The sequence below is a fragment of the Kaistella antarctica genome (assembly GCF_900109615.1).
Classification (GTDB): Bacteria; Bacteroidota; Bacteroidia; order Flavobacteriales; family Weeksellaceae; genus Kaistella; species Kaistella antarctica.
The window spans coordinates 1-24,466 of the sequence record NZ_FOIX01000002.1 but is presented as its reverse complement, the minus strand read 5'-3'; the positions used below and the strand labels follow the sequence as shown (position 1 = coordinate 24,466).

19 protein-coding genes and 1 riboswitch are annotated in these 24,466 nt (G+C 36.0%); of the genes, 9 read left to right on the top strand and 10 right to left on the bottom strand.

Annotated elements, in window-relative coordinates; translation table 11 throughout:
- Positions 1 to 112: 112 nt before the first annotated feature.
- Positions 113 to 3,148 (bottom strand): T9SS type A sorting domain-containing protein, encoded by a 3,036-nt coding sequence (locus tag BMX49_RS04730; protein ID WP_034717307.1) that lies wholly within the window; start codon positions 3,146 to 3,148, stop codon positions 113 to 115.
- A gap of 538 nt (positions 3,149 to 3,686) precedes the next feature.
- Here BMX49_RS04730 and BMX49_RS04725 point away from each other — a divergent pair.
- The 6 genes from BMX49_RS04725 (at position 3,687) to BMX49_RS04700 (ending at position 9,345) form a co-directional block, all read left to right on the top strand.
- Positions 3,687 to 4,859: a thioredoxin fold domain-containing protein gene (locus BMX49_RS04725; protein ID WP_034717308.1), complete on the top strand. Its 1,173-nt coding sequence runs from the start codon at positions 3,687 to 3,689 to the stop codon at positions 4,857 to 4,859.
- A gap of 9 nt (positions 4,860 to 4,868) precedes the next feature.
- Positions 4,869 to 5,492 carry a DUF3575 domain-containing protein gene (locus BMX49_RS04720; RefSeq protein ID WP_034717310.1) on the top strand — a complete coding sequence of 208 codons (624 nt, stop codon included), beginning with the start codon at positions 4,869 to 4,871 and terminating at the stop codon, positions 5,490 to 5,492.
- 2 nt (positions 5,493 to 5,494) lie between these two features.
- Positions 5,495 to 5,698: a hypothetical protein gene (locus BMX49_RS04715; protein WP_034717313.1), complete on the top strand. Its 204-nt coding sequence runs from the start codon at positions 5,495 to 5,497 to the stop codon at positions 5,696 to 5,698.
- Positions 5,699 to 5,791: 93 nt separating this feature from the next.
- On the top strand, positions 5,792 to 6,787 hold the full coding sequence (dusB, locus tag BMX49_RS04710) for a tRNA dihydrouridine synthase DusB (RefSeq protein WP_034717315.1): 996 nt from the start codon (positions 5,792 to 5,794) through the stop codon (positions 6,785 to 6,787).
- 274 nt (positions 6,788 to 7,061) lie between these two features.
- Positions 7,062 to 7,997, top strand: a complete 936-nt coding sequence (locus BMX49_RS04705) for an ABC transporter ATP-binding protein (protein ID WP_034717316.1) — start codon at positions 7,062 to 7,064, stop codon at positions 7,995 to 7,997.
- Between the two features lie 31 nt (positions 7,998 to 8,028).
- Positions 8,029 to 9,345, top strand: a complete 1,317-nt coding sequence (locus BMX49_RS04700; protein ID WP_034717317.1) for an ABC transporter permease — start codon at positions 8,029 to 8,031, stop codon at positions 9,343 to 9,345.
- 118 nt (positions 9,346 to 9,463) lie between these two features.
- Here BMX49_RS04700 and BMX49_RS04695 read toward each other — a convergent pair whose 3' ends face one another.
- From BMX49_RS04695 to BMX49_RS04660, 8 genes are all read right to left on the bottom strand, one after another.
- A complete protein-coding gene (locus BMX49_RS04695; RefSeq protein WP_034717318.1) occupies positions 9,464 to 10,495 on the bottom strand; it encodes an NAD(P)/FAD-dependent oxidoreductase in 1,032 nt (343 codons plus the stop codon).
- 100 nt (positions 10,496 to 10,595) lie between these two features.
- Positions 10,596 to 11,525 (bottom strand): type IX secretion system ring subunit PorN/GldN, encoded by a 930-nt coding sequence (gene porN / locus BMX49_RS04690; protein ID WP_051803607.1) that lies wholly within the window; start codon positions 11,523 to 11,525, stop codon positions 10,596 to 10,598.
- A gap of 194 nt (positions 11,526 to 11,719) precedes the next feature.
- Positions 11,720 to 13,288, bottom strand: a complete 1,569-nt coding sequence (porM, locus tag BMX49_RS04685; RefSeq protein WP_034717319.1) for a type IX secretion system motor protein PorM/GldM — start codon at positions 13,286 to 13,288, stop codon at positions 11,720 to 11,722.
- A gap of 49 nt (positions 13,289 to 13,337) precedes the next feature.
- Complete coding sequence (gene porL, locus BMX49_RS04680) at positions 13,338 to 14,024, bottom strand: type IX secretion system motor protein PorL/GldL (RefSeq protein WP_034717320.1); 687 nt, start codon at positions 14,022 to 14,024, stop codon at positions 13,338 to 13,340.
- A gap of 33 nt (positions 14,025 to 14,057) precedes the next feature.
- Positions 14,058 to 15,464 (bottom strand): T9SS ring complex lipoprotein PorK/GldK, encoded by a 1,407-nt coding sequence (gene porK, locus BMX49_RS04675; protein WP_034717322.1) that lies wholly within the window; start codon positions 15,462 to 15,464, stop codon positions 14,058 to 14,060.
- 108 nt (positions 15,465 to 15,572) lie between these two features.
- Entirely contained in the window at positions 15,573 to 17,426 is a 1,854-nt protein-coding gene (gene glmS / locus BMX49_RS04670; RefSeq protein WP_034717324.1) for a glutamine--fructose-6-phosphate transaminase (isomerizing), read from the bottom strand.
- A gap of 34 nt (positions 17,427 to 17,460) precedes the next feature.
- The gene (locus tag BMX49_RS04665; protein ID WP_034717326.1) at positions 17,461 to 19,041 is read right to left on the bottom strand and encodes a DUF4270 family protein; all 1,581 of its coding nucleotides are present in this window, start codon (positions 19,039 to 19,041) and stop codon (positions 17,461 to 17,463) included.
- 15 nt (positions 19,042 to 19,056) lie between these two features.
- A complete protein-coding gene (locus BMX49_RS04660; protein WP_034717328.1) occupies positions 19,057 to 19,827 on the bottom strand; it encodes a glycogen/starch synthase in 771 nt (256 codons plus the stop codon).
- 196 nt (positions 19,828 to 20,023) lie between these two features.
- Between BMX49_RS04660 and panC the strand changes: the two genes are divergently transcribed.
- The 3 genes from panC to BMX49_RS04645 all read left to right on the top strand — a co-directional run bounded on the left by panC (position 20,024) and on the right by BMX49_RS04645 (position 23,200).
- Positions 20,024 to 20,872, top strand: a complete 849-nt coding sequence (panC, locus tag BMX49_RS04655) for a pantoate--beta-alanine ligase (RefSeq protein WP_034717504.1) — start codon at positions 20,024 to 20,026, stop codon at positions 20,870 to 20,872.
- A gap of 109 nt (positions 20,873 to 20,981) precedes the next feature.
- The gene (locus tag BMX49_RS04650) at positions 20,982 to 21,548 is read left to right on the top strand and encodes a hypothetical protein (protein ID WP_034717330.1); all 567 of its coding nucleotides are present in this window, start codon (positions 20,982 to 20,984) and stop codon (positions 21,546 to 21,548) included.
- 116 nt (positions 21,549 to 21,664) lie between these two features.
- Positions 21,665 to 21,770, top strand: a riboswitch (SAM riboswitch).
- A gap of 134 nt (positions 21,771 to 21,904) precedes the next feature.
- Positions 21,905 to 23,200, top strand: coding sequence for an O-acetylhomoserine aminocarboxypropyltransferase/cysteine synthase family protein (locus BMX49_RS04645; protein WP_034717332.1), 1,296 nt, complete (start codon positions 21,905 to 21,907; stop codon positions 23,198 to 23,200).
- Here the strand turns inward: BMX49_RS04645 and BMX49_RS04640 are convergent.
- A complete protein-coding gene (locus tag BMX49_RS04640) occupies positions 23,163 to 23,783 on the bottom strand; it encodes a hypothetical protein (protein WP_126337189.1) in 621 nt (206 codons plus the stop codon). The two genes, BMX49_RS04645 and BMX49_RS04640, sit on opposite strands and share 38 nt — an antisense overlap.
- Between the last annotated feature and the right edge of the window lie 683 nt (positions 23,784 to 24,466).

Below are 24,466 nucleotides of genomic sequence, written 5' to 3'. Positions count from 1 at the left end.
ATGAAATTCATATCAACTCTAAATCAATAAAATTTAGTTCCTGTTCTTGGTTTTACTCCACAAAAAAACCGCCTCATTGCTGAGACGGTTTCTATATTAATAGGTTTTTCTATTATTTTTTAATTGTCTTGAATGATTTTACACTACCGTCTTCCATATTTAGAGTAACGATATATAAACCAGTTTTTAATTCTGACAATTGAAGTTCTGAAGTTGGTTTCATATTTTTAACCAGTCTTCCAGACATATCATTTACAGAAATTGATTTCACTCCTTTGATGTCTGAAATTTTCAAAACATCTTGGAAAGGATTTGGATAAACTGAAACAGAAGATTTAGTTGCACTAGATTGTGCCGCTAAGAATACTTCAACATTAAGAGTATAATCTTCAGCTTGGCCAAAACTACCACCATTAACGCAAGGGTTTGCAAAATTACCTGTCGAAGTAGGGACAGACGCACCGTACTCTTTTTTAATTCTCATTCTGGTATTTCCTAATTTTGCACCTGCAGGAACGGTAATGTTTCCAACAACTGGTGTACTAGTCGTACCATCTGTATTTTTCTGAAACAATGATCCATCCGCGAAGTAAACTTCACCAGCATCATCTAAAACTCCATTCTGATTCCAGTCCACAAAAACCACATAATAAGAGGTGTAATTACCATCTGTGTTTCCGTTTAGTTTGATCTGGTATGGCTGACCTTGTTCAACAGTACCAATCGTGCTTAAGAAAAACTCATGCGCAGGTCCTCCTGTCGCTGCACTTGTGTTGTTAATTCCAGCAAAATCAACATTTACAAGTGGCTCAACGTTACTGTAATTGATAGGACCACAATACACTAGAGCACCTGTTGTGAACGTAGTTTCTGTACAGCCTACTGCATCACCAATATTGTTGGTTGCAACTACCTTAACAAAATATTGAGTATTTGCAGTTAATGTTGCAGAGTAGTTTAATGCTGTAATACCAGTAACATTCAATACATCTGAAAGTCCGCTTGCGGTACCTATCGTTAATTTGTAGCTTGTTGCTCTAGCAGCTGCGGACCAAGTTAGAACAGCAGGATTTGGTGTCACCCCTGTAGCAAAATCTGCTGGCAAAGTAAGAACCGTACAATCTGGAACTGTAGTTGGTGCAACATACATAAATTCGTAAGCTCCCATGTCTGGCGTTGCTGCATCTCTAGTTGTCCCTGAATAATCTAAAGTATAACCAGCGATTGTAGCTCCTTTATTATCTAATGTTTGAGTGCTTAAATCAGCAGGGTTAATTTTTAAAAAGTCTGGACTAGATCCTAAAGTTGCAATGAAGGAAGGGTTTATATCAAGAGAGTTTGCATCTCTTCCTAATGTTTGCAAATTTGCTAGTGTATTTGCTGATGTTCCATTCCAGTAAACCGCAGTTGTACCAAAAAAGTCATTATGATCAGAAGTTGCTGCGTAGTTAGAAACGCCAGCCGCACTTCTTCTGAAAGCACTGGCATTTCCTGTACCTTTAGGAGTAGAATTATTGGCGATGATATTATTTCTTAAATCCAATGCATTGGTAGTAGCAGTGGCGCTGTTAGAATGATAAATCCCCGCTGAGTTGAAATTAGCTCCTGTTGATGTTCCATTTAAATTAATCGTATTATAATAAACATTCAAATTAGATAGTGTGCCAGAACTCGCTAAATATAATCCAGCCAAACTTGTACTAGTGCTACTAACTGAAGGGGTTTTAATATCTCCAATTAAGTTATTGTAAACATTAGTTGTGGTACCGCTAGTTGCACCACCTACATAAATTCCATAAGCAGAACCTGTGGCACCATTTGAGGTGATATCATATATTTTATTTTCAAAAATATTACCAGTAGGCGCAGTACCAATTAAGTAAATTCCACTTGTAGTAGAGGCACTACTTAACCCATGCACCATATTTTTGCTAATAGAAACATTAGCTAAGGCACCGGAATAAATCCCGAAAAATGAAGCTGGACTTAATCCATTCATAACTGTATTTTCTTGAGCAGTTAAACTACCATTTGAAGATGATAATATTCCATATACAGAATTATTTGTCCCGTTATAGGGCACAGAAGTAATATTAATAGTATTAGAATTGGCCGTTAAAATTGCTCCCGCAGACTGATTCACAATGCCGGCATGCGTAGAAATATTTGGTGTAGCATTGTAAGATTGACCTGCTGCATTTATCGTGTTGCTATTAACAGTAAAAGTGGAATTAACCCCAACTACTTGTACGCCAATAGTTCCTAAACCACCAGCACCAAAAGTAATATCGTTGTAAGAAACATTTGCGTTATTTTGATTAACCGCGACAATAGCTGTATTTGTAATATAAAAACTACCACTAACTAAACCACCAAAATCAGTAATCATGTTGCCTGTAGCTGCAGACATTCCTCCAATGTCATTATTTTGGTCATACAAAGTATACGGTGCTGGCGCTCCATAACCTCCAAAATAGATTGCTTGCAAAACTCCTTTTGAAATAGTATTGCTATAAATTTTGTTATTACTATGAGTCCCATCTATAGATGTAGGAACAACTGGAGTTCCTGGCGCAGCATATGTGTAATGGCCGAAATAAATTCCGGTCGCATAATTATTCACAGTTTTAAGAAAAGTAATCGTACAATTTTGGATGGTATTGTTATTAGCTCCATCGGTAGCATCTAAATTGTAAAATACGAATCCTCTTTCTATTAAAGTAGTAGCATCGAAATTTGCAGGATTATCTTGCAAATCAATTCCATCTACGGTCATATAATCAACCCCAGAAAAATTAAAAAGAGCATCCCCCACCGCATTGGTAGCAGAAACTACTTTGGTTCCGATTTGCGCGGTGAATAATGGATTAACTCCACCTCCACTTTTTTGAATAACCAATCGGTTCGCGTTGGAAAGTGAAGCATTTAAGGCAGCGCTTCCTAATAAATACCCACCTGCCGGTGCGTTCTCGGTGTATCCACCAGGAACATTGATGGTGGCACCACCTGCGCCAACACCTTGTGCATTAAGATCTGCAAAAGCAGCGTCCAAGGTGGCATATTCAATTCCAATCGTTTTGGAACCAGTGACCTGTGCACTGGCAGCAAAGCCTGCAACCAGAAAACACGATAATAGAACTTTCTTCATATTAAATAATTTATTTTATTAATTCCCAAATCTAATAAATATTTAGCAATGTTTACCAATAAACTTTACTGAAAATTACCAGATACCGGTATTTCATTGAAAAAAATTTAATTGTAGAGAATTATTAAAATATGATGCATGAAAAATTTCCATCTAGTAGAATTGTTTGAAAACATTTTCCGAAATCAAAAGTGAAAATTTCCTATTGATTAAAAAAATTAAATTAATACTCTATATATGAATAATATAAAAACTACCACAAAACTGAGGTGGATAAGTATTGGAATAAAATTCAGCATTTATTTTTTACTGGTTTTTTTTATCTAAAAATTTGAACAATTGTTCCGAGGATTAGGATAGAAATAAAAGACTTACAAATTTAACCTTACTTATTTTCTCAAGAGAGACACTACATTTAAAGCAAGCAGTTGCTCTTTGTGTTAATGAAATCTAAAATAAGTTTAATTAATCTATAAAAAAGATCAATAAAACGACTGATCATTTTTTTATAATTATCTTCGCGTCGAATTTTATTATAATGAAAAAAATACTTATAGCTCTTTTCTTATCTTTTTTCTTGTTATCATTTTCTCAAGAATCGATTAATTTTGAAGACACTACGTTCAAAGAAGTTTTAGCCAAAGCAAAACGCGAAAAAAAACTGGTATTTATGGATGCCTACGCCGCCTGGTGTGGCCCTTGTAAATTAATGGAGAAAAACGTTTTCCCACTTCCAGCCGTGAGAGAATATTACAACGCTAATTTCATCAATGCCAGATTCGACATGGAAAAAGGAGAAGGTCGCGAAATCGCCATGAAGTATGGCGTTCGTTCCTATCCTTCTTATTTATTTCTGAATGGCGACGGCGAGGTAGTCATGACGAATTACGGGTATATGGGCGAGCAAGATTTTATTGCGATTGCAAAGGAAGCCAACAATCCTTTACTCACGAAAGGCAATCCGAAAGAGCTATTTCAAAAAGGAGAAAGTGACCCTGCCTTTTTATTAAACTTAATGCGCCAGAACGCTCAAACTGATTATGAATTCGCAAAAAAAGTCTCCGAGCGATATTTTAAAGGAAAGGTAAAGCAAGAATTAACGAGAGATGATATCGGAATGTTATTGTATTTCGTAAAGTCTCCAAGCGATTTAAATTACCAGATTTTTAAAGATAGAAAAGCAGATATTGTTCAAGAAATGTCCGACGATATTTATCAGCAGTTTGACGTTAACATTAAAATTTCCAAAGTAATGGAAAGCTCCTTAAATCAAAAAACTGGCGTAATTAATGACGAATATTTTTATAAAAACGCAATTCCTTTAGTTGGTAAAACAGAGGCAGAAATCGCTCTTAACCGCATGAAGGTTATTTTCTATCCTAATGTTGGGAACTTTAAAGAATATGAAAAAGCAGCGTTGATGTATTACAAAAATGCAGAAAATTTTGACTCTGAAGAATTATTAAAAGCCGCTTGGTTGTTCAGTGAGCATATCAATAATCAGCCGTCTTTGAAAAAAGCAGAAGAGTGGGCAGAAAAATCTGTCATGAAATCTGAAACTGCGGAGAATACTTATATTCTTGCAAAGATCTATACGAAAACCGGCAAGAAAGCCAATGCAAAAATCTACGCCGAAATGGCTAAAACCATTGCAACACAGCAAGGAAAAGATGCTACTTCCGCAACACAACTTTTAGAAAGTTTAAAATAATTCACAGATTTGAAAAATACATTCCTAGTTTTCGCCATCCTATTTGGTGTTTTGAGTAACGCTCAAAATCAGAATTCCGACAATTCTAAAAAAGTTTACGTAAAAGCCAATGCCCTTTTTCTTCCGCTTGGAATGTTAAATGCAGGTGTAGAATATCAATTAAAAGAAAAGATTACTTTGCAGGCCGAAGTATTTATTTCTCCCTGGAAATCCTTTGCAGGCAAATATGCCCAAGTGTATATGGTTGGATTTGATGGAAGATATTATTTCAAAGAAGCGTTTCAACATTGGTATCTAGGCGCTAATATTTCGGGAGCAAAATACATCATTCAAAAATACAATTACTGGAGTGATGGACCCTACCAATACACGCCCGAATCACCCACTTACGTTACTTCAGATTTATATCAAGACGGTTATTCTTTAATGTTAGGAGCTACAGTCGGATATCAGTTTCAGGTAAGTGATCGCTGGAATATGGATTTATATTTAGGCGTTGGGACCATCCAAAGTTTTTATAAAGGATATCATAAAGAATTAGGCGTCCGCTATGACGATGATGGTAGAAAATGGAATAAAAGTGGCGAGTTCTTACCCTATCGTGGCGGAATAATGATTGGATATAAATTATAATCATGAATATTAAAAGTACAAAATTTGCGATAATTGCCGCAATCACTTTCATCATCTTATTTCTTTTTAATTATATTGGAAACATAGAGCCAGACAAAGTAGAACGAGCCTTAATGACTGCAGTAGCTGGAGTTGTTGGCTTAACAATTGGAATGTGGTTCGTCTTTAAAAATTCTAAAGACGATACGCATCATGATTTTGATTAGTGGTATAAATCACTAAGATCAATTGTATTCAAGTCAATTTTCTCCAAGATAATTTTCCTTTATTTTTTCTTTCATTATTAATATCTTTGTACCATGATAAAAATTGGCAATATCGAACTGCCCGAATTCCCCTTGTTGCTTGCACCAATGGAAGATGTCTCGGATCCGCCATTTCGTAGATTATGTAAAATGCACGGTGCAGATATGATGTATTCAGAATTCATTTCTTCTGAAGGCTTAATTCGCGATGCCATGAAAAGCATGAAGAAACTGGATATTTTCGATTATGAGAGACCGGTTGGAATTCAGATTTTCGGTGGTGATGAAGAAGCGATGGCACTTTCTGCCAAAATTGTGGAGGCTGTAAATCCTGACATCGTTGATATTAATTTTGGTTGTCCGGTAAAAAAGGTAGTTTGCAAAGGCGCTGGTGCTGGAGTTTTGAAAGATATTGATTTAATGATTCGGTTGACCAAGGCAGTTGTCAACTCTACTCACCTTCCCGTGACTGTGAAAACCCGTTTAGGTTGGGATAGTGATAGCATCAATATTATGGAGGTTGCCGAAAGATTACAGGAAGTTGGTGTAAAAGCTTTAACGATTCATGCCAGAACCCGTGCTCAAATGTACAAAGGTGAAGCGGACTGGAATTACATTCACGCCGTTAAAAACAATCCAAATATCGAAATTCCGATTTTTGGCAATGGCGATATCGATTCTGCGCAAAAAGCCTGGGAATATAAAAACAAATACGACTGCGACGGCATTATGATTGGTCGTGGCGCCATTGGTTATCCTTGGATTTTCAACGAAGTCAAGCATTTTTTTAAAACTGGTGAAGTTTTGCCAGAACCTACCATTACCCAGCGTTTGGAAGCGGTTCGTCAACACGCTGAATGGAGCAAAGACTGGAAAGGTGAACTATTAGGCTTGATTGAAATGCGTCAACATTATGGAAATTATTTCCGTGGGATTCCGCATTTTAAAGATTTCCGTCGGAAGTTTTTAGAAGTTTTCACTTTAGAAGAGATGGATGTCGTGATTGCAGAGGCAGATAAGTTCTACAAGGATTTTGAATTTGCGAGTTAGTAAGAGACAAGTTAAATACTGATCAACTTATTCTTAGATATTTCGAAAAACTAGACGACTTCAATTAATAAATTAGTTTCTTTTTATCCCAATTTCCTAGCCCTGATTGAACGGGTTTGTTTGAGCTCTTTTTACAGATTTGCAATGGGATTTAAGCGAGGGGAAAATCTGTAAAAAAGCGAGCCGAGAAAGCAGGTTCCTGGCTCCTGAAAAATTTTAAGAATATCCGTAACTTTTGCCTTATTTAAAGGACTAATCAATTAAATTTAACTGAATGCTGAAAGCAGAAAATGTAACTAAAACCTATAATGCAGGTAAGAAACTGGCGTTGGAGGATTTTTCTATAGATGTTCCTGAAGCTAGTATTTACGGACTCTTGGGTCCTAATGGTGCTGGCAAAACTACTTTTATTCGGATCATTAATCAGATTACGCAAGCCGATTCTGGTAATGTTTTCATTAATGGTAAAAAACTGAATCCTGAACATATTCGACAAATTGGGTACATGCCGGAAGAACGTGGTCTGTATAAAAACATGACGGTTGGTGACCAGCTATTGTATTTTGGTGAGCTGAAAGGCATGACTAAAAATGATGCGTTGACCCAAGCAAAATATTGGTTTGAGCAATTAGAAATTGACCAGTGGTGGAAGAAAAAACTGAGCGAACTTTCAAAAGGGATGGCGCAGAAAATTCAGTTTGTCGTAACTGTTTTGCACCAACCCAAATTATTGATTCTTGATGAACCATTTTCTGGGTTTGATCCGGTGAATGCGAATATGATTAAAGATCAAATTCTGAATTTAAAAAAGAACGGAACTACGATTATTCTCTCGACTCACCGCATGGAAAGTGTGGAAGAAATGTGTGATTACGTCGCTTTGATTGACAACGCCAAAAAAGTGTTAGACGGAAAAGTATTCGATGTAAGAGAACAATTCAAGAAAAATATTTTTAATGTTACTTTGGCAGACGTCGATAACGAAAAGTTTGCACAGTTTCATACTCAATTTGAGGTTCATAATTATTCCACGGAAAACCAGCTCGTTTCTTTTGATTTGAAAAATGATAGAGACCAAAATTTATTACTCAATGAACTGATGAAAGTTGGAAAAATCAGATCGTTTGACGAGAAGATTCCGAGCATGAATGAAGTTTTCATTAATGCAGTCAGCGGAAAGCAAAGTCAATCCGCAGCCTTGGTTTTATAATTTGTAGTACAATTTCAATTAAAAAATATTCATGAGAAATATATTTCTAATCACTAAAAGAGAATACTTAACGCAAGTCAAGAAAAAATCTTTTGTTCTGCTGACGCTTTTAGCGCCGGTTCTGATGATTGGTTTTGCGGCATTAATTGCTTTTATGTTTAAAGCAAATGAAAGCTCAAGCACTTTTAACGTGGTTGATAAAAGCGGACTTTTTGTAGGTAATCTTAAAAATACCAATCAAGTTAAATATGTTTTTGTACCCGCAGTTAATGAGAAATCATTAGTTGCAACGCTGAAGGATATGGATGGTATTGAAGGTTTACTGATTATTCCAGAATTGAACAATCAAAATTACGATGAGGTTCAAAAAGGGTCTCAACTTCTGATCAATAAGAAGATTGGTTTCGATACGAAATTAAAAGTTTCGAACGATTTATCAAAAATTATTAGAAAAGAAAAAATTAAAACTCTTGGTATTTCAGAAGACCAAATGAAAAATTTGGATGAGAGTTTCGAACTGAACACTCAAAATGTCGTTGATAACAAGAGCTCTGACAGTGATCTATCTTTCGGTGTGAAATCTATTTTGGCAATGATCATGATGTACGCGGTGTTCATGTTCATCATCATCTACGGTGTTCGGGTGATGCGAAGTGTTTTAGAAGAAAAAAACAATCGCGTGGTCGAAATTATTATCTCCTCAGTAAAGCCATTTGAATTGATGATGGGGAAAATTCTGGGCGTCACTTTGGTTGCTTTGACCCAGTTCAGCATTTGGATTACAATGTCAGTTATTGGCGCCTTATTTCTAAATACCGGATTTTCAGCTTTAAAAGATCAAATTCCGGGTGGTGAAAAATCGACGGAAATGATTGAAAAATTCGATTTGCAACAAACTGCTGGCGAAGTTTCTCATATTCTTTTGGATATGAATGTGCCATTGATTATTGGCGTTTTTATTATCTTCTTTTTACTCGGATATATTTTTTACAGCTCGATGTATGCTGCGATTGGATCTGCCGTAGATAACGAAACGGAAACGCAACAGTTCACGATGTTTGCCATTATTCCACTAATGCTGGGAATGTACGGAAGTTTTACAATTATGAAGAATCCCGAAGGTCCGCTTGGATTTTGGTTATCCATGATTCCTTTTACCTCGCCCGTAGCGATGATTGCGAGAATTCCATTTGGAGTTCCAGCTTGGCAAATTGCACTTTCAGTTTCACTGCTTCTACTTTCAACCGTGCTCATGATTTTTCTAGCTGGAAAAGTCTACCGAGTCGGAATTTTGATGTACGGAAATAAAGCAACGGCAAAGGAACTTTGGAAATGGATTACGAGTTAGTTGATAGTTGATAGTTGATAGTTGAAAGTTGATAGTTGAAAGTTGAAAATTAGAACAGTAATAGAATAAGTAAACGTCGCAAATTCTGCGACGTTTATTGTTTGATTAGAAAGTAATCTTATTTATTGAATCTTTTTAAATCGACTTCTGGCATTAACGGTTTACCGTTTTCAATATGTTCGTACAATTCTTTGGAGAAATAACATCCGTTGAGAATTCCTCTTGCTCCTAAACCATTGTAAATATAATAATTTTGATGATCTGGAAGATTACCAATGATTGGTCGGCGGTCTTTTACGGTGGGGCGAAAACCGTAATTTACTTCTACAACTTCGAAATCATGTGGATAAAATGCGGCAAGTCCGTCTTTCAGTTCTTCAGTTTTAAATTCATCGATTTCATTTTCTCTTTCATTGGGATCGTAAGTTCCGCCGTAATAGTGAAGATCATCATTTAAAGGAAATAGAAAGTGTTTTTTCTTTAAAGTATATTGATGATTCATTTTTTCATAAAGTCTAACTGTTGCATGATGTCCTTTATTGGCAATGACTTGAATATCGGTAAAGAAAGGATTGTCTCGCACGCCCATTCCTTCACAAAATACAATATTTTTAAAAGTGATATTTTCATAAGTGGAATCAGTGACTTTATTATAGTCAAACTTTTCTCGAACCAACATTTCATGTTCTTCTAAATACGTCGAAATATCCTTAAAAAAACCGTTGACATCTAGTCGAGCTGAATGATTCACTTCACCAGTTCCGAAGGGATTTTTAATAGTGTCAAGCGTTTCAAAAGTGGGATTTAAGAAAGGCTTTAGTTCTTCTGTCTCGGTTTTCATCGACCATAGCTTCATTTCATTTTCGTCATGAAAAATGCGGTGAATTTTTTCATGAATTAAATAATTTTCACCAGTGTAAGTTTCAATTTCGGCTACCGTTTTGGTCAGAAATTCTATTTGTTCAGCAGCCAACCAAAAGGTGGTAAACTTCTTTAAAACTAATGGATTCACTATTCCCGCCGAAACTTGCGAAGCACCTTTCTTTTCGGCCGAAAACAAAACTAAGGATTTTCCATTTAAAATTAATTGATGGGCAAAAAAGAAAGCGGCATATCCATCGCCAACGATAATATAATCTACATTTTTCATTGATAAGTATACTTTAAAAGATAAGGTTTTCAGTCAGAAATAAGAAATAAAAAACCTGAGTAAAGGTACTCAGGTTTTTGTGTAATTTAAACGGAATTAATTAATAACTCCACATATCGCTTTCCATTTGCAGGATTTGCGCTTTGATTCTTTCGCTTTCTTCTAACTGCTCATCAGCGTCATTAGGGATATAATCCTTGATAACACCATTTCCTAAACCGTTATCTGATTTATATATAATCGTTGAAAATCTTCTAGCATTTAATAAATCATCAAAAGTGATATCTGAAGAAAGGTTCTTGTTATTGAAGGCGACAGAGTTTGCCAACACCTCTCTTGCATCTGGATAATAAACCCAGAACAAGTCAATGAGCTCATCTTGTGTCGCAAGTGGTTGCCCGTCTGGTCCAAATTGACCCATCAAAGAAGGATCTTGACCCATCGCTGCAATACCAAGTAATCTGTATTTCATTTGGCTATCTCTACGGTCGATGTACCACATTCCTTTAATCTTTAAAACTTTGACATTTTCAGTTTTGGTTTCGTAAACATTGGTAAATTCTTTTATTTCGTCATCAGACAATTTACCAACTTCGTTAATCCGGTCGATACCCGCGTTGCTCATCACCTCGTTTTTAATTCGAGATTGAATCGCATCTGGATTTAATCGGGTCATGAACATTTCGTCGTCATAAACCTCTTTGATCTGACCATCATTGATGGCATCAAACAAGATTTGATAAAGAGATTTGTTTTGCGAAACTAAACCATCTTCATTATGATAATACGGCTGATTAATTTTATCATTCATATCAATAATCTCCCAAACGACCATGCTCTTCAAGATATCTTTATCTTCGATAAATCCATAATCCAAAGGAGTAATTTTATTGGAAACCATAGAATCACCTTGCTTAATCATGTTCAAATCTCTATATTTTCTAAACGATTCCGGAGACTTCGCATTAAGAATAGACATTGAATTAATCGGAGTGTCATCAACTGCGGCACCCATATTTTCTACGGGCATCTCAATAACAGGCTCCGGCTCAACAATAACAGGCTTCGCAGCCGCAGTTGTTTTTGGCTTTGCTTTTCTTTTTGTTTTTTTCTTAGTCTGTGCTCCAACTGCGCTGAAACTCAAAGCAAGTACTATTAATATGACCTTTTTCATTCTAAAATTTTTATACTAATGACTGATAAAATATCAAATCAATAACGTTTTTATTGAACGTTTATTACTACTGGTGGAATCTGTTTTAAGGCTTGTCCACCTAAGCCCGTTGCTGTTGCTTTAATGTTGTATACAAAAGCAATATCACCTGCTCTTAAAGCCTTCGTTAAATTACCGACAGAACTTAATGAATTTCCATTTACCAAAATTCCGGCTCTTCCTGGTACTCTAAACATGAAACTGTTTACAGAGAAACTTACTGGGAAATCAAAATCTGGCATCACTACAGAAACTCTTTGATTAACAATTGAACTAGCTGGCATCGAAACTACAAATTCTCCTTGAATCTGTCCAACCGGTGGCGGAACATTTTTGATTCTAAAAGGGAAAGCTTGTGAAATGGTGCCACCTTTTGGATCACGTCCTGAAATGGTTAAAGTAACTGTACTTCCACCTCCTGGCGTTACATTCCATTTTCCACCACCTCCACTTACAGAAGCGCCTGGTGCTGATAATGAAATTCCAGCCATATCTGCTCCTAAGATCGAGCCCGAAATTGGATTCGGTAATCCTCGGTAAAGAACATTCATTTTGTCTGCAGTAACCAAAGCACCTTTTTGTGCTTTCAATTCCTGTGCGCCTGAGACTACTTTATAAGTATGGTTGTACGGTAATTCAATTACTTTTCCATTTACATCCGTAAACGATATTTTTCCGCTGAATGATTTATCACCTAGAGAACCTGTATCTAAATTACGAACTCCCTGGCCGTTTGTAATCGTCAAACCTGGCATTGCTAAACCTGGAACATTGCTTGAGTAATTACCAATGGCAACTTTTCCTTGGGCAGATTCTCCTTGAACTACTGAGGCTGGCGCTGAAACAATGGCTGAATAAGCATCAAATTTAATATCTGCGTCAACTTTTTCTTGTAACATCGTCATCAAAGCATCTGACTGAATATTTCTCGCTTCTGATTGAATAACTTCTAAATTAGATAGAGCCGCAATTAAAGGCTGTCCGTAAAATTTATACTGCAACCAGTTTTTATTTTTAATGGTTTGTCCCTTCGGAAACTCGGTTATCAAAAGCGTATTGGCTCTATCAATCACCGTTTTCATTTCTGAATTAGACCCGAAAGTTTGCTTGATATAAGATTTTAAAGCTTCAATTTTCGCCTTTAAATCTACCGCATTTTTCGACGGCTTATTTTCATCTGAACCTGTGAAAAATAAATTAGATGATGGTTCTGTATTATTTAAAGATGCAAAGTTATCCGCAACATCAACGTCTTCTGCGTAATCAGCTTCTTTTTTTAAGGTTGATTTGATGTTTTCAATAAAGGCAACCAAATCGTTAGTTTTCGCTTTTAAACCTTTATAATCCTGCAAAGGTTGCGTGTACGTATCTGGAGTATTAGCAGCTTTTGCTTCTAAAGTTTTTTCGAAAATATCATCATTTTTCTTTTCAACCAAGAGACGGGTATCAGTCAACGTTTGATTGGTATCATTATAAGAACGGATGATTTCTTGATCAATCTGCATCGCAAGCATTGCGATGAACACCAAATACATCAAGTTAATCATCTTCTGACGAGGCGTCTGTTTTCCTTGTGCCATTTTTAGTAAATTTTGTTAATAGTTTAAATTTTTAATAATGGTAAGAAAACTATGATTTCATGGCGCTAAGCATTCCGCCGTAAACTCTATTAAGACTATTTAAGTTAGAAGTTAATCCTGATAATTCTGCATTGAATTTCTCTGAATGTTGCGCAGATCTTTGCATGTCTTCAACATACTTTTTGCTATATTCAGTTTGTGTCTTTCCGTGTTCTAATTGAAGTGCATATAAGGCATTCATGCTCTCAAGATGACTTGCAGCCAACATCAATTGATCGTTGTATTTTTGAGTAGAACCACTAACATCAACTGTTTGGTTGATTTGATCTACAGAACTAGAGAACTTATCGATTCCTGTTCTTAATCTGTCAAATAAACTAACATCTAGTTTAGCATCAGCAAGCATTTTATCTAACTTATCTGACAAAGAAATTTCTAGTTCTTTCACTTCCGCCAATTGCATAGAACCCGTAGCATGTTTTGGATTTGCCAATGCTTGAGCATCTAATAATTCTGGATATACATTTTCCCAAGCATAAGATTCTTCAGATTTCGGAGCATCAAAAGCGAAAATCGTAAAGATAATTGCTTCGGTAATTAAACCAATTGCCAGAGTAACGTTTCCAGTAAGCGGTCCTAAACTCCAGTGAGTTAATTTGAAAAGCGCACCGATAATAACGATTGCAGCACCGATAGAATAAATGAAATTATAGATTCCTTCTTTTGTCTTAAACATGAGTTATGAATTTTAGTAGTTTGTTATTTTGTTTTATTTTGTTCTTTTCTTAAATTTCGCAGTTCCTTCCGCAATATCTTGTACAGTTCTGAAGCCGATGTAACTTCTAGCCGAATCTTTTCTCTCGTAATCTCTAGATCCAGTCATTAATAAATAACCAATATCTTTCCAAGATCCACCACGAACGGTTTTTCTAACTTCTCTGTAAGCTTGATTAGATAAATAAGGATTCAAAGTTGAGGCAAACTGGTACGTTGAATTATTGTAAGGGGATTCCGTCCACTCCGCAACGTTTCCTGCCATATCATAAAGACCAAATCCATTTTTAGGAAACTTCTTTACCGGAGCAGTGTAGGTATAAGTCCCTTTCTTCTCATCTTCAATATAATTACCTCTTTTTGGTTTGAAATTCGCCAAGTAACAGCCTCTGTCATCTTGTAAATAAGGACCACCCCAAGGATAAGTTGCATTTTCTTTACCACCTCTGGCAGCATATTCCCATTCTGCTTCGGTTGGAAGTCTGAACGACATGGCTTTTTGTTGCTTCTTTTTTAGCGATTCGTTGTAATCAGATTTCAGCTTCGACTTAAAATTACAAAAAGCTCTCGCTTGATCCCAAGTCACGCCAACAACAGGATAACTTTTATAAGCACTATGCCAAAAATAACCATCATATAAAGGTTCGTTATAAGCATAATTGAAATCTTTTATCCAAACTGCCGTATCTGGATAAATGGCTATACTTTCTTTTTTCAAATATTTTTCCCCTCTAGATTTATCTTTAACTGCAGATTCAATATCTTCCCAGTTGTAAGCGTACTTCAACTTTCTGGTATCGATAATTCTCTCATTATTAATCCTCTCTGCTGTTGGGATATACACGGATTCTAAAATCTCCGCATACTGCGCATCAGGATAATCAGAAGTTCTCCATTGTAAAGGAACGCTCCAATCTAATTTCTTAGATTCATCGTAGCCATCTCTACCACCTTGGGACTCCATGAATTCTTGATAGGCATTTTTGTTATCCCCCGCTTTTTTAGAAGCATACGCGAAATTTCCAATACCAGTATCTCCGCCGCCATCACCAGCGGCTTCAGCTAGTAAAGAACGAACCACGCTATCGCGAACATAGTTGATGAAAACCCTGTATTCTGCGTTGGTGATTTCTGTTTCATCCATAAAAAAGGATGATACCGTAACCGTTTTTAGCGTTGCTTTTTCAGGAGTATTGGTGAAATCTTGATCAGCCAAACCCATTACAAAAGATCCAGCCGGAATCGCAACCATTCCATAAGGTCTTTGAGCAACAAAGGATTTTGATTTATCTCTAGGGATCAACTCTCCTTTGGAACCTCCTTTTCCAGCAGAAGACCCTCCCCTTTTTGAACAGGAGATGACAACGGTAGCTGACAATAATATAAGGAATACTCTTTTCATTCTGATATTTAAAATTAAGCGGTAAATATATAATTTTTTTACAAAAACAATCGTGTTTTATTTTTCAAAACGTAAAATTGTACGTATTATTTCACTTTGATTGCTTTTTTATTCTACTGTAACTGATTTTGCAAGATTTCTTGGTTGGTCAACATTGTTTCCTCTGTACACTGCAACATAATAAGATAACAATTGTAAAGGTACGGAAGCAATAATTGGTGAGAAGCATTCTGAAGTCTCCGGAATTTCAATTACGTAATCAGCAACAGATGCAACTTGCGTATCTCCTTTGTTAACCACTGCAATCACTTTTCCTTTTCTGGCTTTAATTTCTTGAACGTTACTTACAATCTTATCATAATGCCCTTGCTTCGGCGCAATAATAACAATCGGCATATTCTCATCGATCAATGCGATAGGACCATGTTTCATCTCGGCAGCAGGATATCCCTCTGCATGAATGTAAGAAATCTCTTTTAATTTTAAAGCACCTTCTAAAGCAGCAGGGAAATTATATCCTCTCCCTAAATAAAGGAAGTTTTGTGCATCAACGAAGTTTTTCGCGATCTCTTTGGTGATTTCGTGCGTACTTTCTAAAGCTTCTTGAACTTTTTGTGGAATGGTATCTAGTTCAGTAATTAGACGCATAAATTCTTGATTACTCAGTTGTCCATTATGTTTCCCTAATTTTAAAGCTATTAAGGAAAGAATGGTTAATTGAGCTGTAAATGCTTTGGTAGAAGCCACTCCGATTTCTGGACCTGCGTGCGTGTAAGAACCTGCGTCGGTTACTCTTGCAATTGAAGAATCGACAACATTACAAATTCCGTACACAAAAGCACCTCTCTCTTTAGCCAACTTAATAGCTGCCATCGTATCTGCAGTTTCTCCAGATTGAGAAATCGCAATAACGATGTCTTTTTCCGTGATGATTGGATTTCTATATCTAAATTCCGAAGCATATTCTACTTCCACAGGAATTCTTGCAAATTCTTCAATTAAATATTCACCTATAAGTCCAGCATGCCAGGAAGTTCCACAAGCAATAATGGTAATTTTTTTCGCTTGGTTTAATCTTTCCAGGTTATCCCAAATTCCCGCCATTTTGATAATTCCCTCTTCAACCAGTAATCTTCCTCGTAACGTATCATGAATGGATTTGGGTTGTTCGAAAATTTCTTTAAGCATAAAATGCTCATATCCTCCTTTTTCAATTTGCTCCAATGTTAATTTAAGCTGTCTAACTTCGGGAGTGATTTTTACATTGTCCTTTATATTTCTAATGTCAACACCATCTTCTAATGAAATGGTTGCCATATGACCTTCCTCTAAATAAACTGCTTCTTTGGTAAACTCTACAAAAGGTGAAGCATCTGAGGCGATAAAATATTCGTTATTTCCTAAACCAATTGCCAAGGGAGAACCTAATCTCGCTACTACCAACAATCCTGGAAAGTCATCATGCATTACTGTGATTGCATAAGCGCCAAAAACTTCATTTAAAGCATATCGAACTGCAGTTGGAAAATCCATTTCTGCATTCACATCCATAATGTACTGAATGAGATTCACCAATACTTCGGTGTCAGTTTCTGAATGAAAGACGAAACCTTTCTCGGTTAACATAATTTTTAGGGTATCATAGTTTTCGATAATCCCATTATGCACCAAGGCAATTTTCATATTATTTGAAAGATGTGGATGTGAGTTATTATCACTCGGTACTCCGTGAGTTGCCCAGCGCGTATGGCCCATTCCTACATGGGAGGTTCCTTTTAGCTCATGTGAAATAGCAACTAAATCATCAACTTTTCCCTTAGTTTTTGATATCGTAAAATCAGAGTTATTATTATCAAGAACGATTCCCGCACTGTCATATCCTCTATATTCTAATCTGCGAAGTCCGTTTATCACTACCTCATATGCATCCTGAAAACCAGTATATCCTACAATTCCACACATATCACTATCTTATTTTTTTTAGTTATTCTTTTAATTATTGTTTCTGTCCGTAAGTCAAAATTAACTTTGCGCTATTTGCGTTTGAAGGATCTGTTCCTATTAAAACTGCTCTATGCGGCGTGTACGTTCTGGTATTGAAATTTTGCGGACCTAAATTTGGAAAAAATGCACCTTGCAAATTTCCACTTGCATCTGAAGTGTAAGTACCTACATTTAAAATCAGATCATAATTTGCTGCTTCCTTCTCTATAATATCCTTGAACGTTTGAGTAATACCTATATCGTAATATGCTGGATTCTTTTCTAAATCATAAGCTTTTACCAAATTGTAAATTCCTGTCCCAGCCAATGCGCTCATATCTGTTAGAAAATTTCCCAGATATTCTGGCTCACCCGCTTCAGGGGTTAAGTTTCTTTGTCTAACTACAAAACTGGTTGGTTTTGCATATTTATCGCTCAGACTTCCAACATCGGTATAGAGTCGGATTTTAGCAGACACGATCCCAATTTTATTAGTGTTGAATAGACTTCTAATATTCGCAACATCTGCTGCAGGAATTCTAAGTCCCACTCCAGGACCACCCATTCCTTGCGTAAATATTTTTGCGTCACCAGTTATTTGGTTTGATGTCGCTAAAGCAGCTGCAGCAGGAGTTCCTGTACGGTCATAAGTAATTTGATTAAAATGAGCATTGGGAGAACCCATATTCATCAAGTATACGACTTGCTCTCTAGTTGTGACTCCATTAGTTACAACATCATTTTTGTAATAGAGATTAAGTTCGACGCTGTTAGGATCGAAATTAAAGATATAACCATCATTTTCATCCACAGAAACTTTCAACCCTTTGAAATATCGGATGAATGAAGCTGCATCAGCAAGCTCTGGTGACTTATCTTTACTAATGATTTTATTCTCAAAAAAAGCACTATCCAAAGGGATTCTTATCGCAGCAGCTTGTTCGGTTAAAACACTATTATCTGAATCTTTGGTTATTTTTACAAAATGAACTTTACCATCAAAAGTTTTTGCACCGATTTGTGTGCCGGTAGTTACTTCTCTGGTTGAGCGAACTTTATCAGAGTTAGCGCCTAAAAACTCGGTAACTTCATGAACTTTAAAATTAAAGATTGTTTTACCATTAATTTTAGTATCTCCATATTTAATAACGGGGAATGTACTTACTACCTTTTTTGCAGGCACTGCACCGATAGGGTAAATATAATCTTCATTTGTCACCGTAGTCACAGAATCTGCTGCGAATTGCGGTTTAATTACAAGCACAGCTGAATCCAACTTCGCATTGGTGCCAAAATCTGGGGCAATCCCCGACAGACGAACTTGCGTTACATAAGCAGATTTCTGCAATCCAAATTGAGGTTCTGTAAAGGCACCCAATGTTGCATTCTGCAGACGAGCTGCATCTGTTCTTATCGAATCGTTATTGTTGTTGTTATAAGCGATAATCGGGTAAGATGCTTCTGTACCTTTCGCTCCGTCTTGAAAAAATTGTGAACCCAATTGATCTGCATCCGGTTCACAATTCACTAATATTAAACTCCCAATTACCAAAGTTGCGGTAATTTTGAATAACTCTTGAATAGTTCTTGTCATTAAATGTAAGTTGATTTAGTATAAAGTATTGATTGCTTCGGCTTCTATGTATTCAGATTTGGTAGTCTTGGTCGCAGAAAAAGCACTATCTAGTTCCTCTTGTAAGAATTCATCACCTTTAAGCACTACGTCCACCATATCCATACTTTCGATTACGAAATTCTGAAAACTTGGTTTCTTAAACGCTTTAAGCCCCGTAATATTGTCAAACTTCATTTTTTCTTCTACAGATTCATTTAATGCTAGATTTTCCTCATTGTACACAGAAAGCACAATTTTGGAATCATTAAAATAGGAGTCGTTTTTGTAAAAAGTTTTCAAATAAACAGGGATAAATGAAGCCATCCACCCATTAAGGTGAATTACATCTGGTACCCAGTTCAGTTTTTTGATGGTTTCGATTACTCCTCTAGCAAAGAAAATCGCGCGCTCATCATTATCTGTAAAAGGTTGTCCGGCGTCATCAACATAAAATTGCTTTCTTTTGAAATATTCTTCATTATCGATGAAATAGACTTGTAATCTTTCTCCTGGCAAGGAGGCGACCTTAATAATCAAGGGTTGATCCAAGTCATTAATTATGATATTCATCCCAGACAGACGAATTACCTCATGCAATTGAAATTTTCTTTCGCTGATTTGGCCAAATCTTGGCATGAACACTCTCACATCATTTCCGTCTTGGTGCATTTTGAGGGCCATTTTACTCACCATAGTCGCCATGTTGCTATCTTCCTGATAAGGAAAAAGCTCCGTCGTCACATATAAAATCTTTTGGTTCGGCATAAATTCTTTCTTTCTTTCTAATTTTTGGGCAGAATATTCTACAAGGCAAATTTACGAAATTTTAATGTAATAACTTTTAATTAACATTAATTAAGATTATCTACCTAAAAATGGTAAATATCATTCATAAAATAAAGAAAAATGTCATCTACATTTCTAAGAATTTCCTATTTTTACAATGCTTATCAAATTAAATATGGAAATTTTTAGAAACAAGAAAACCTTTACAGATTATATCGAAAGGCAAAAAGAAATGGGTAAAAGAATTGGCTTTGCTCCCACCATGGGTGCCTTGCACCAAGGTCACCTTTCCCTATATGAAGCTGCCCAAAAAGAAAATGATTTGGTTATATCTTCCATTTTTGTAAATCCCACGCAGTTTAATAATCCGGATGATTTAGAAAAATACCCACACGATACCAATCGCGATTTAAAGTTGTTAGAAAATACGGGAATCGTGAATGCGGTCTATCTTCCTGAAGTTGCAGATCTGTATCCTGCCGGATTGAAAAGCAAAGCCTACAATTTTGATGGCCTGGAAAATGAAATGGAAGGAAAGTCTCGTCCTGGACATTTCGATGGTGTCGGAACCGTGGTAGAAGAACTGTTGCGTCAAGTAAAACCCGACAACGCTTATTTTGGAGAAAAAGATTTTCAGCAGTTGGCAATCATTGAGAAATTGGTGCAACAATTAAAATTACCAGTTAAAATTCACGGAGTTGAAATCTATCGAGAAGATAACGGACTGGCAATGAGCTCCCGTAACGAAAGATTAAATGCTGTTCAAAGAGATGCTGGTAAAGTGATTCACGAAACTTTAGTGAAAGTAAATGATTGGTTTCGCATTATTACAATTGCTGAAATTAACAAACGTGTTAAAGATATTTTTGATGACCAACGAGGAATGACTTTAGAATATTTTGAGATCGCTGATGAACAGACCTTAAAGCAAACTGATTTCTTTTATAAAGATAAAAATTACCGCGCCTTTATTGTGGTTAATGTTGGTGAGGTTAGGCTAATTGATAATATGCATTTAGATTAAAATCAAATGGCAAAATTTAAAGATATCCTAATATCCCTTGAGTTTTATTACCGAAGGGATTTTTGTATGTTTAACTTTTTATAAAACAAAAATATTATTCAAAAAAAACATGAAACCACTACTCTACTTATTGCTGTTAATTCCAGTCAATTTTTTGGCGCAAGAAAAAACACCGTCCGAAAAATTCTGGGCTCAACTTGAAACTCATTGTGGGAAATCATATGAAGGCGAAATTATTTCTGGTGGCGTTGCTGGCGACGGTTTTACAGGAAAGAAATTAGTCATGCACGTTCGGTCTTGTGAGAAAAATGATATTAGAATTCCGTTTTTTGTGGGTGAAGACCAATCTCGAACTTGGGTTTTACATAAGAATGCAGATCAAATTTTAAGATTAAAACACGACCACCGAAATCCAGATGGAACGGAAGAAAAATCGACGCAATATGGTGGCACCAGTTCAAATGTTGGATTAGAAAATTTGCAAATGTTTCCCGCAGATGCTTACACTGCGCAACTGATTCCGAAAGCAGCGACTAATGTTTGGTGGTTTACCATTGATAACGAAGGTTTCACTTACAATCTTCGTCGTGTTGGAAGCGATCGATTATTTACGGTCAAGTTCGATTTAACCAAAACGATTGCTACTCCGACCGCACCTTGGGGAACAAAAGAATAAATGACTGAAACACAATCAATTTAATCGAAAAATAAAAATCTTGAAAAATATTTTCTTTTTGTTAAGAATTAATTTTATAGATTTGCAAGACTAAAGACGTTCTTTAACAACATCGCAACTTATTCAGAAAAGTGGAGGGAATTGACCCTTTGAAACTTTGGCAACCTGTTTAGAAATAAATAAGGTGCAAAATTCAACTCGCTCGTGCGGGAAAGATAAGTCAGATATTAAAATTTAGAAAATAGAAATTCTATATATTAAGCTCTTTTGATTTATCGAAAGAGCTTTATTTAGGTTCTTTCGGTAAGTGTTTTTAAAGGATAAGTTGCACAATATTAATAACAATTAATTAAAATATGAGCAATTTAAAATTTGAAACTTTGCAAGTTCACGCCGGTCAAACCGTAGATTCAACCACCAACTCGAGAGCCGTACCGCTTTATCAAACTGCCTGTTACACGTTTAATGATGCAGATCATGCCGCCAATCTTTTTGGGTTAAAAGAGTTCGGCAATATCTACACGCGTTTGATGAATCCAACCACCGACGTTTTCGAAAAGAGGATGGCAGCCTTGCATGGTGGCGTTGCAGCTTTGGCAACGAGTTCTGGACATGCTTCTCAATTTTTAGCATTGACTAACATTCTTCAACACGGTGATAGTTTCGTGAGTTCTCCTTATTTATATGGTGGAAGTTATAATCAGTTTAAAGTTTCCTTTAAAAAGTTAGGCATCGAAACCCGATTCGCCGAAGATGACGAACCAGAAAGTTTTGAAAGACTTATCGATGAGAATACCAAAGCCATTTATTTAGAAACCATCGGAAATCCGAGTTTAAATATTCCAGATTTTGAAGCCGTTGCTGCGGTGGCAAAAAAACATGGTATTCCTTTAATTGTCGACAATACTTTCGGCGCTGGGGGTTATCTTTTTCAACCCTTGAAACACGGAGCAAATATCGTGGTAGAATCTGCAACCAAATGGATTGGAGGTCACGGAACATCAATCGGTGGAATTATCATTGATGGTGGAAATTTTGATTGGAGTAATGGAAAATTTCCACAACTATCTGAACCTTGCGAAAGTTATCACGGCTTGGTTTTCACTGACGTTTTCGGAGTCGATTCTCAATTTGGAAATATCGCCTTTGTCATTAAAGCTAGAGTTGAAGGAATGCGAGACTTCGGTCCGACCATATCCCCTTTCAACTCATTCCTACTATTGCAAGGTTTAGAAACATTGTCGCTGCGTTTAGAACGAACAGTAAGTAATGCACAAACGATTGCAGAATATTTAGAAAACCATCCAAAAGTGGAGACCGTTTTGTATCCAGGATTAGCAAGTTTTCCAGATCATGAAAATGCCAAGAGATATTTAAAAAGAGGATTTGGTGGCGTCTTAAGTTTCGATATTAAAGGAGGAAAAGAATCCGCGGTGAAATTCATTAATCATTTGTCACTAATCAGTCATGTTGCTAATGTTGGCGATTCCAAAACTTTAATAATTAATCCTGCCTCAACAACCCACGAGCAATTGTCGAATGAAGAAAGAGAAAAAGCGGGAATTCGTGCAGGGCAAGTTCGATTAAGTGTCGGAATTGAACATATCGACGATATTATCGCCGATTTAGAATCAGGATTTTCTGTAATTTAATATTTAAGTTTAAATAAAAAGAGTGAAAATTTTCACTCTTTTTTCTATAATCCATCTTCGGTTCATAATCGAGCGGTAAAAAATTTCCCATCTTATTATTGTTTAATCTTCCTTGCAAAATCATAGATTCAGGATCCGAAGAATTTCCATCTGGATAAAGTTCAAAGGAATTGCCCTCCACATAAATGTAGGAAGTTTGCTGAACTGCAGCCTTGGCTTTTTCAATTTTGGATTTCTTGATTTCAAAACAATGTTTGTTGTAATTGACTTGAAGAATATCTTTAAAAGAAAGAATTTTTTTATCACCCACAATATTTGTAAAAGAAGACATCGGCAATTTGGTGGTGATTAAAGCCAAAAAACTTTTCTGAGGACTTAATTTCTTTGCGTCTATTTTTACAATCTGATTAACCCAAAATCCCTGACTTTCAATTTGATCTCGATAAGCGCTTCTTAAAAAATGCATAAAGCTACCGCGATAAGCATTCAGCCGATCTACCTTATTTATTTTCTTTGGATTCCCTTCTTTTAAAAAAAGACGTTCCAGAATAAGCGACGGTATTATTTTTAAAATCAGCTTCAAAATTCATTAGATTAAATTGAACTTGATACGCCAATTTCTTGTTATTGAAAATTAAAGTTTGGGGTGCTTTCACCTTCAAAATTTTGTTCTTTTTATCGAAAGAAAACTTTAGTGACCTCTTATTTTTTTTTGGCATTAACTTGATCAAATCCTACAAATTGAACAAAAAAATAAGTGTGAATTTTTGATAAGCGCCTTCCGTGTAAGGGATAAGAACCACTTCTTCGATATCCTGAATTCTGAACAAGATAACTTTCACTTTCTTGCTAATAACATCAGAAATTTTTACAGTAGAAGTTTCTTACCCGTTTTTTTGAAAAACAAGTGCCGCACTTTTTTTTGCTTTTGAATATCAAGTGAGAAATAGCCACTAACCATATCTAAAATTACATGTATTTTAGAGCTATCAATATATACGTTTACTTCTAACAACTGATTTTGACCTCGATGAAAGTCATTACCGACATAGTTTAAAACTGAAAAAGTACATTTAGAGAAAGAGAAATGCTAAAATCATCAGCAATAATATTAAAACACTTTTGAGTCTATCGTTTCATTGTATTTGTTGTTTTCATCTCATCATCTATATTTCGGTCACAAAAAAAGCTCATCAAAATAAATTGATGAGCTTGTTCTCCGCCGTGGCGGATTAAAAAAGACTGGCGGCGACCTACTCTCCCGCG

Excerpts from the sequence above, each read along its gene's own strand:
- BMX49_RS04730 (WP_034717307.1), bottom strand. The coding sequence starts at position 3,148 with ATGAAGAAAGTTCTATTATCGTGTTTTCTGGTTGCAGGCTTTGCTGCC.
- BMX49_RS04725 (WP_034717308.1), top strand. The coding sequence starts at position 3,687 with ATGAAAAAAATACTTATAGCTCTTTTCTTATCTTTTTTCTTGTTATCA.
- BMX49_RS04715 (WP_034717313.1), top strand. The coding sequence starts at position 5,495 with ATGAATATTAAAAGTACAAAATTTGCGATAATTGCCGCAATCACTTTC.
- dusB (WP_034717315.1), top strand. The coding sequence starts at position 5,792 with ATGATAAAAATTGGCAATATCGAACTGCCCGAATTCCCCTTGTTGCTT.
- BMX49_RS04705 (WP_034717316.1), top strand. The coding sequence starts at position 7,062 with ATGCTGAAAGCAGAAAATGTAACTAAAACCTATAATGCAGGTAAGAAA.
- BMX49_RS04700 (WP_034717317.1), top strand. The coding sequence starts at position 8,029 with ATGAGAAATATATTTCTAATCACTAAAAGAGAATACTTAACGCAAGTC.
- BMX49_RS04695 (WP_034717318.1), bottom strand. The coding sequence starts at position 10,495 with ATGAAAAATGTAGATTATATTATCGTTGGCGATGGATATGCCGCTTTC.
- porN (WP_051803607.1), bottom strand. The coding sequence starts at position 11,525 with ATGCCCGTAGAAAATATGGGTGCCGCAGTTGATGACACTCCGATTAAT.
- porM (WP_034717319.1), bottom strand. The coding sequence starts at position 13,288 with ATGGCACAAGGAAAACAGACGCCTCGTCAGAAGATGATTAACTTGATG.
- porL (WP_034717320.1), bottom strand. The coding sequence starts at position 14,024 with ATGTTTAAGACAAAAGAAGGAATCTATAATTTCATTTATTCTATCGGT.
- porK (WP_034717322.1), bottom strand. The coding sequence starts at position 15,464 with ATGAAAAGAGTATTCCTTATATTATTGTCAGCTACCGTTGTCATCTCC.
- glmS (WP_034717324.1), bottom strand. The coding sequence starts at position 17,426 with ATGTGTGGAATTGTAGGATATACTGGTTTTCAGGATGCATATGAGGTA.
- BMX49_RS04665 (WP_034717326.1), bottom strand. The coding sequence starts at position 19,041 with ATGACAAGAACTATTCAAGAGTTATTCAAAATTACCGCAACTTTGGTA.
- BMX49_RS04660 (WP_034717328.1), bottom strand. The coding sequence starts at position 19,827 with ATGCCGAACCAAAAGATTTTATATGTGACGACGGAGCTTTTTCCTTAT.
- panC (WP_034717504.1), top strand. The coding sequence starts at position 20,024 with ATGGAAATTTTTAGAAACAAGAAAACCTTTACAGATTATATCGAAAGG.
- BMX49_RS04650 (WP_034717330.1), top strand. The coding sequence starts at position 20,982 with ATGAAACCACTACTCTACTTATTGCTGTTAATTCCAGTCAATTTTTTG.
- BMX49_RS04645 (WP_034717332.1), top strand. The coding sequence starts at position 21,905 with ATGAGCAATTTAAAATTTGAAACTTTGCAAGTTCACGCCGGTCAAACC.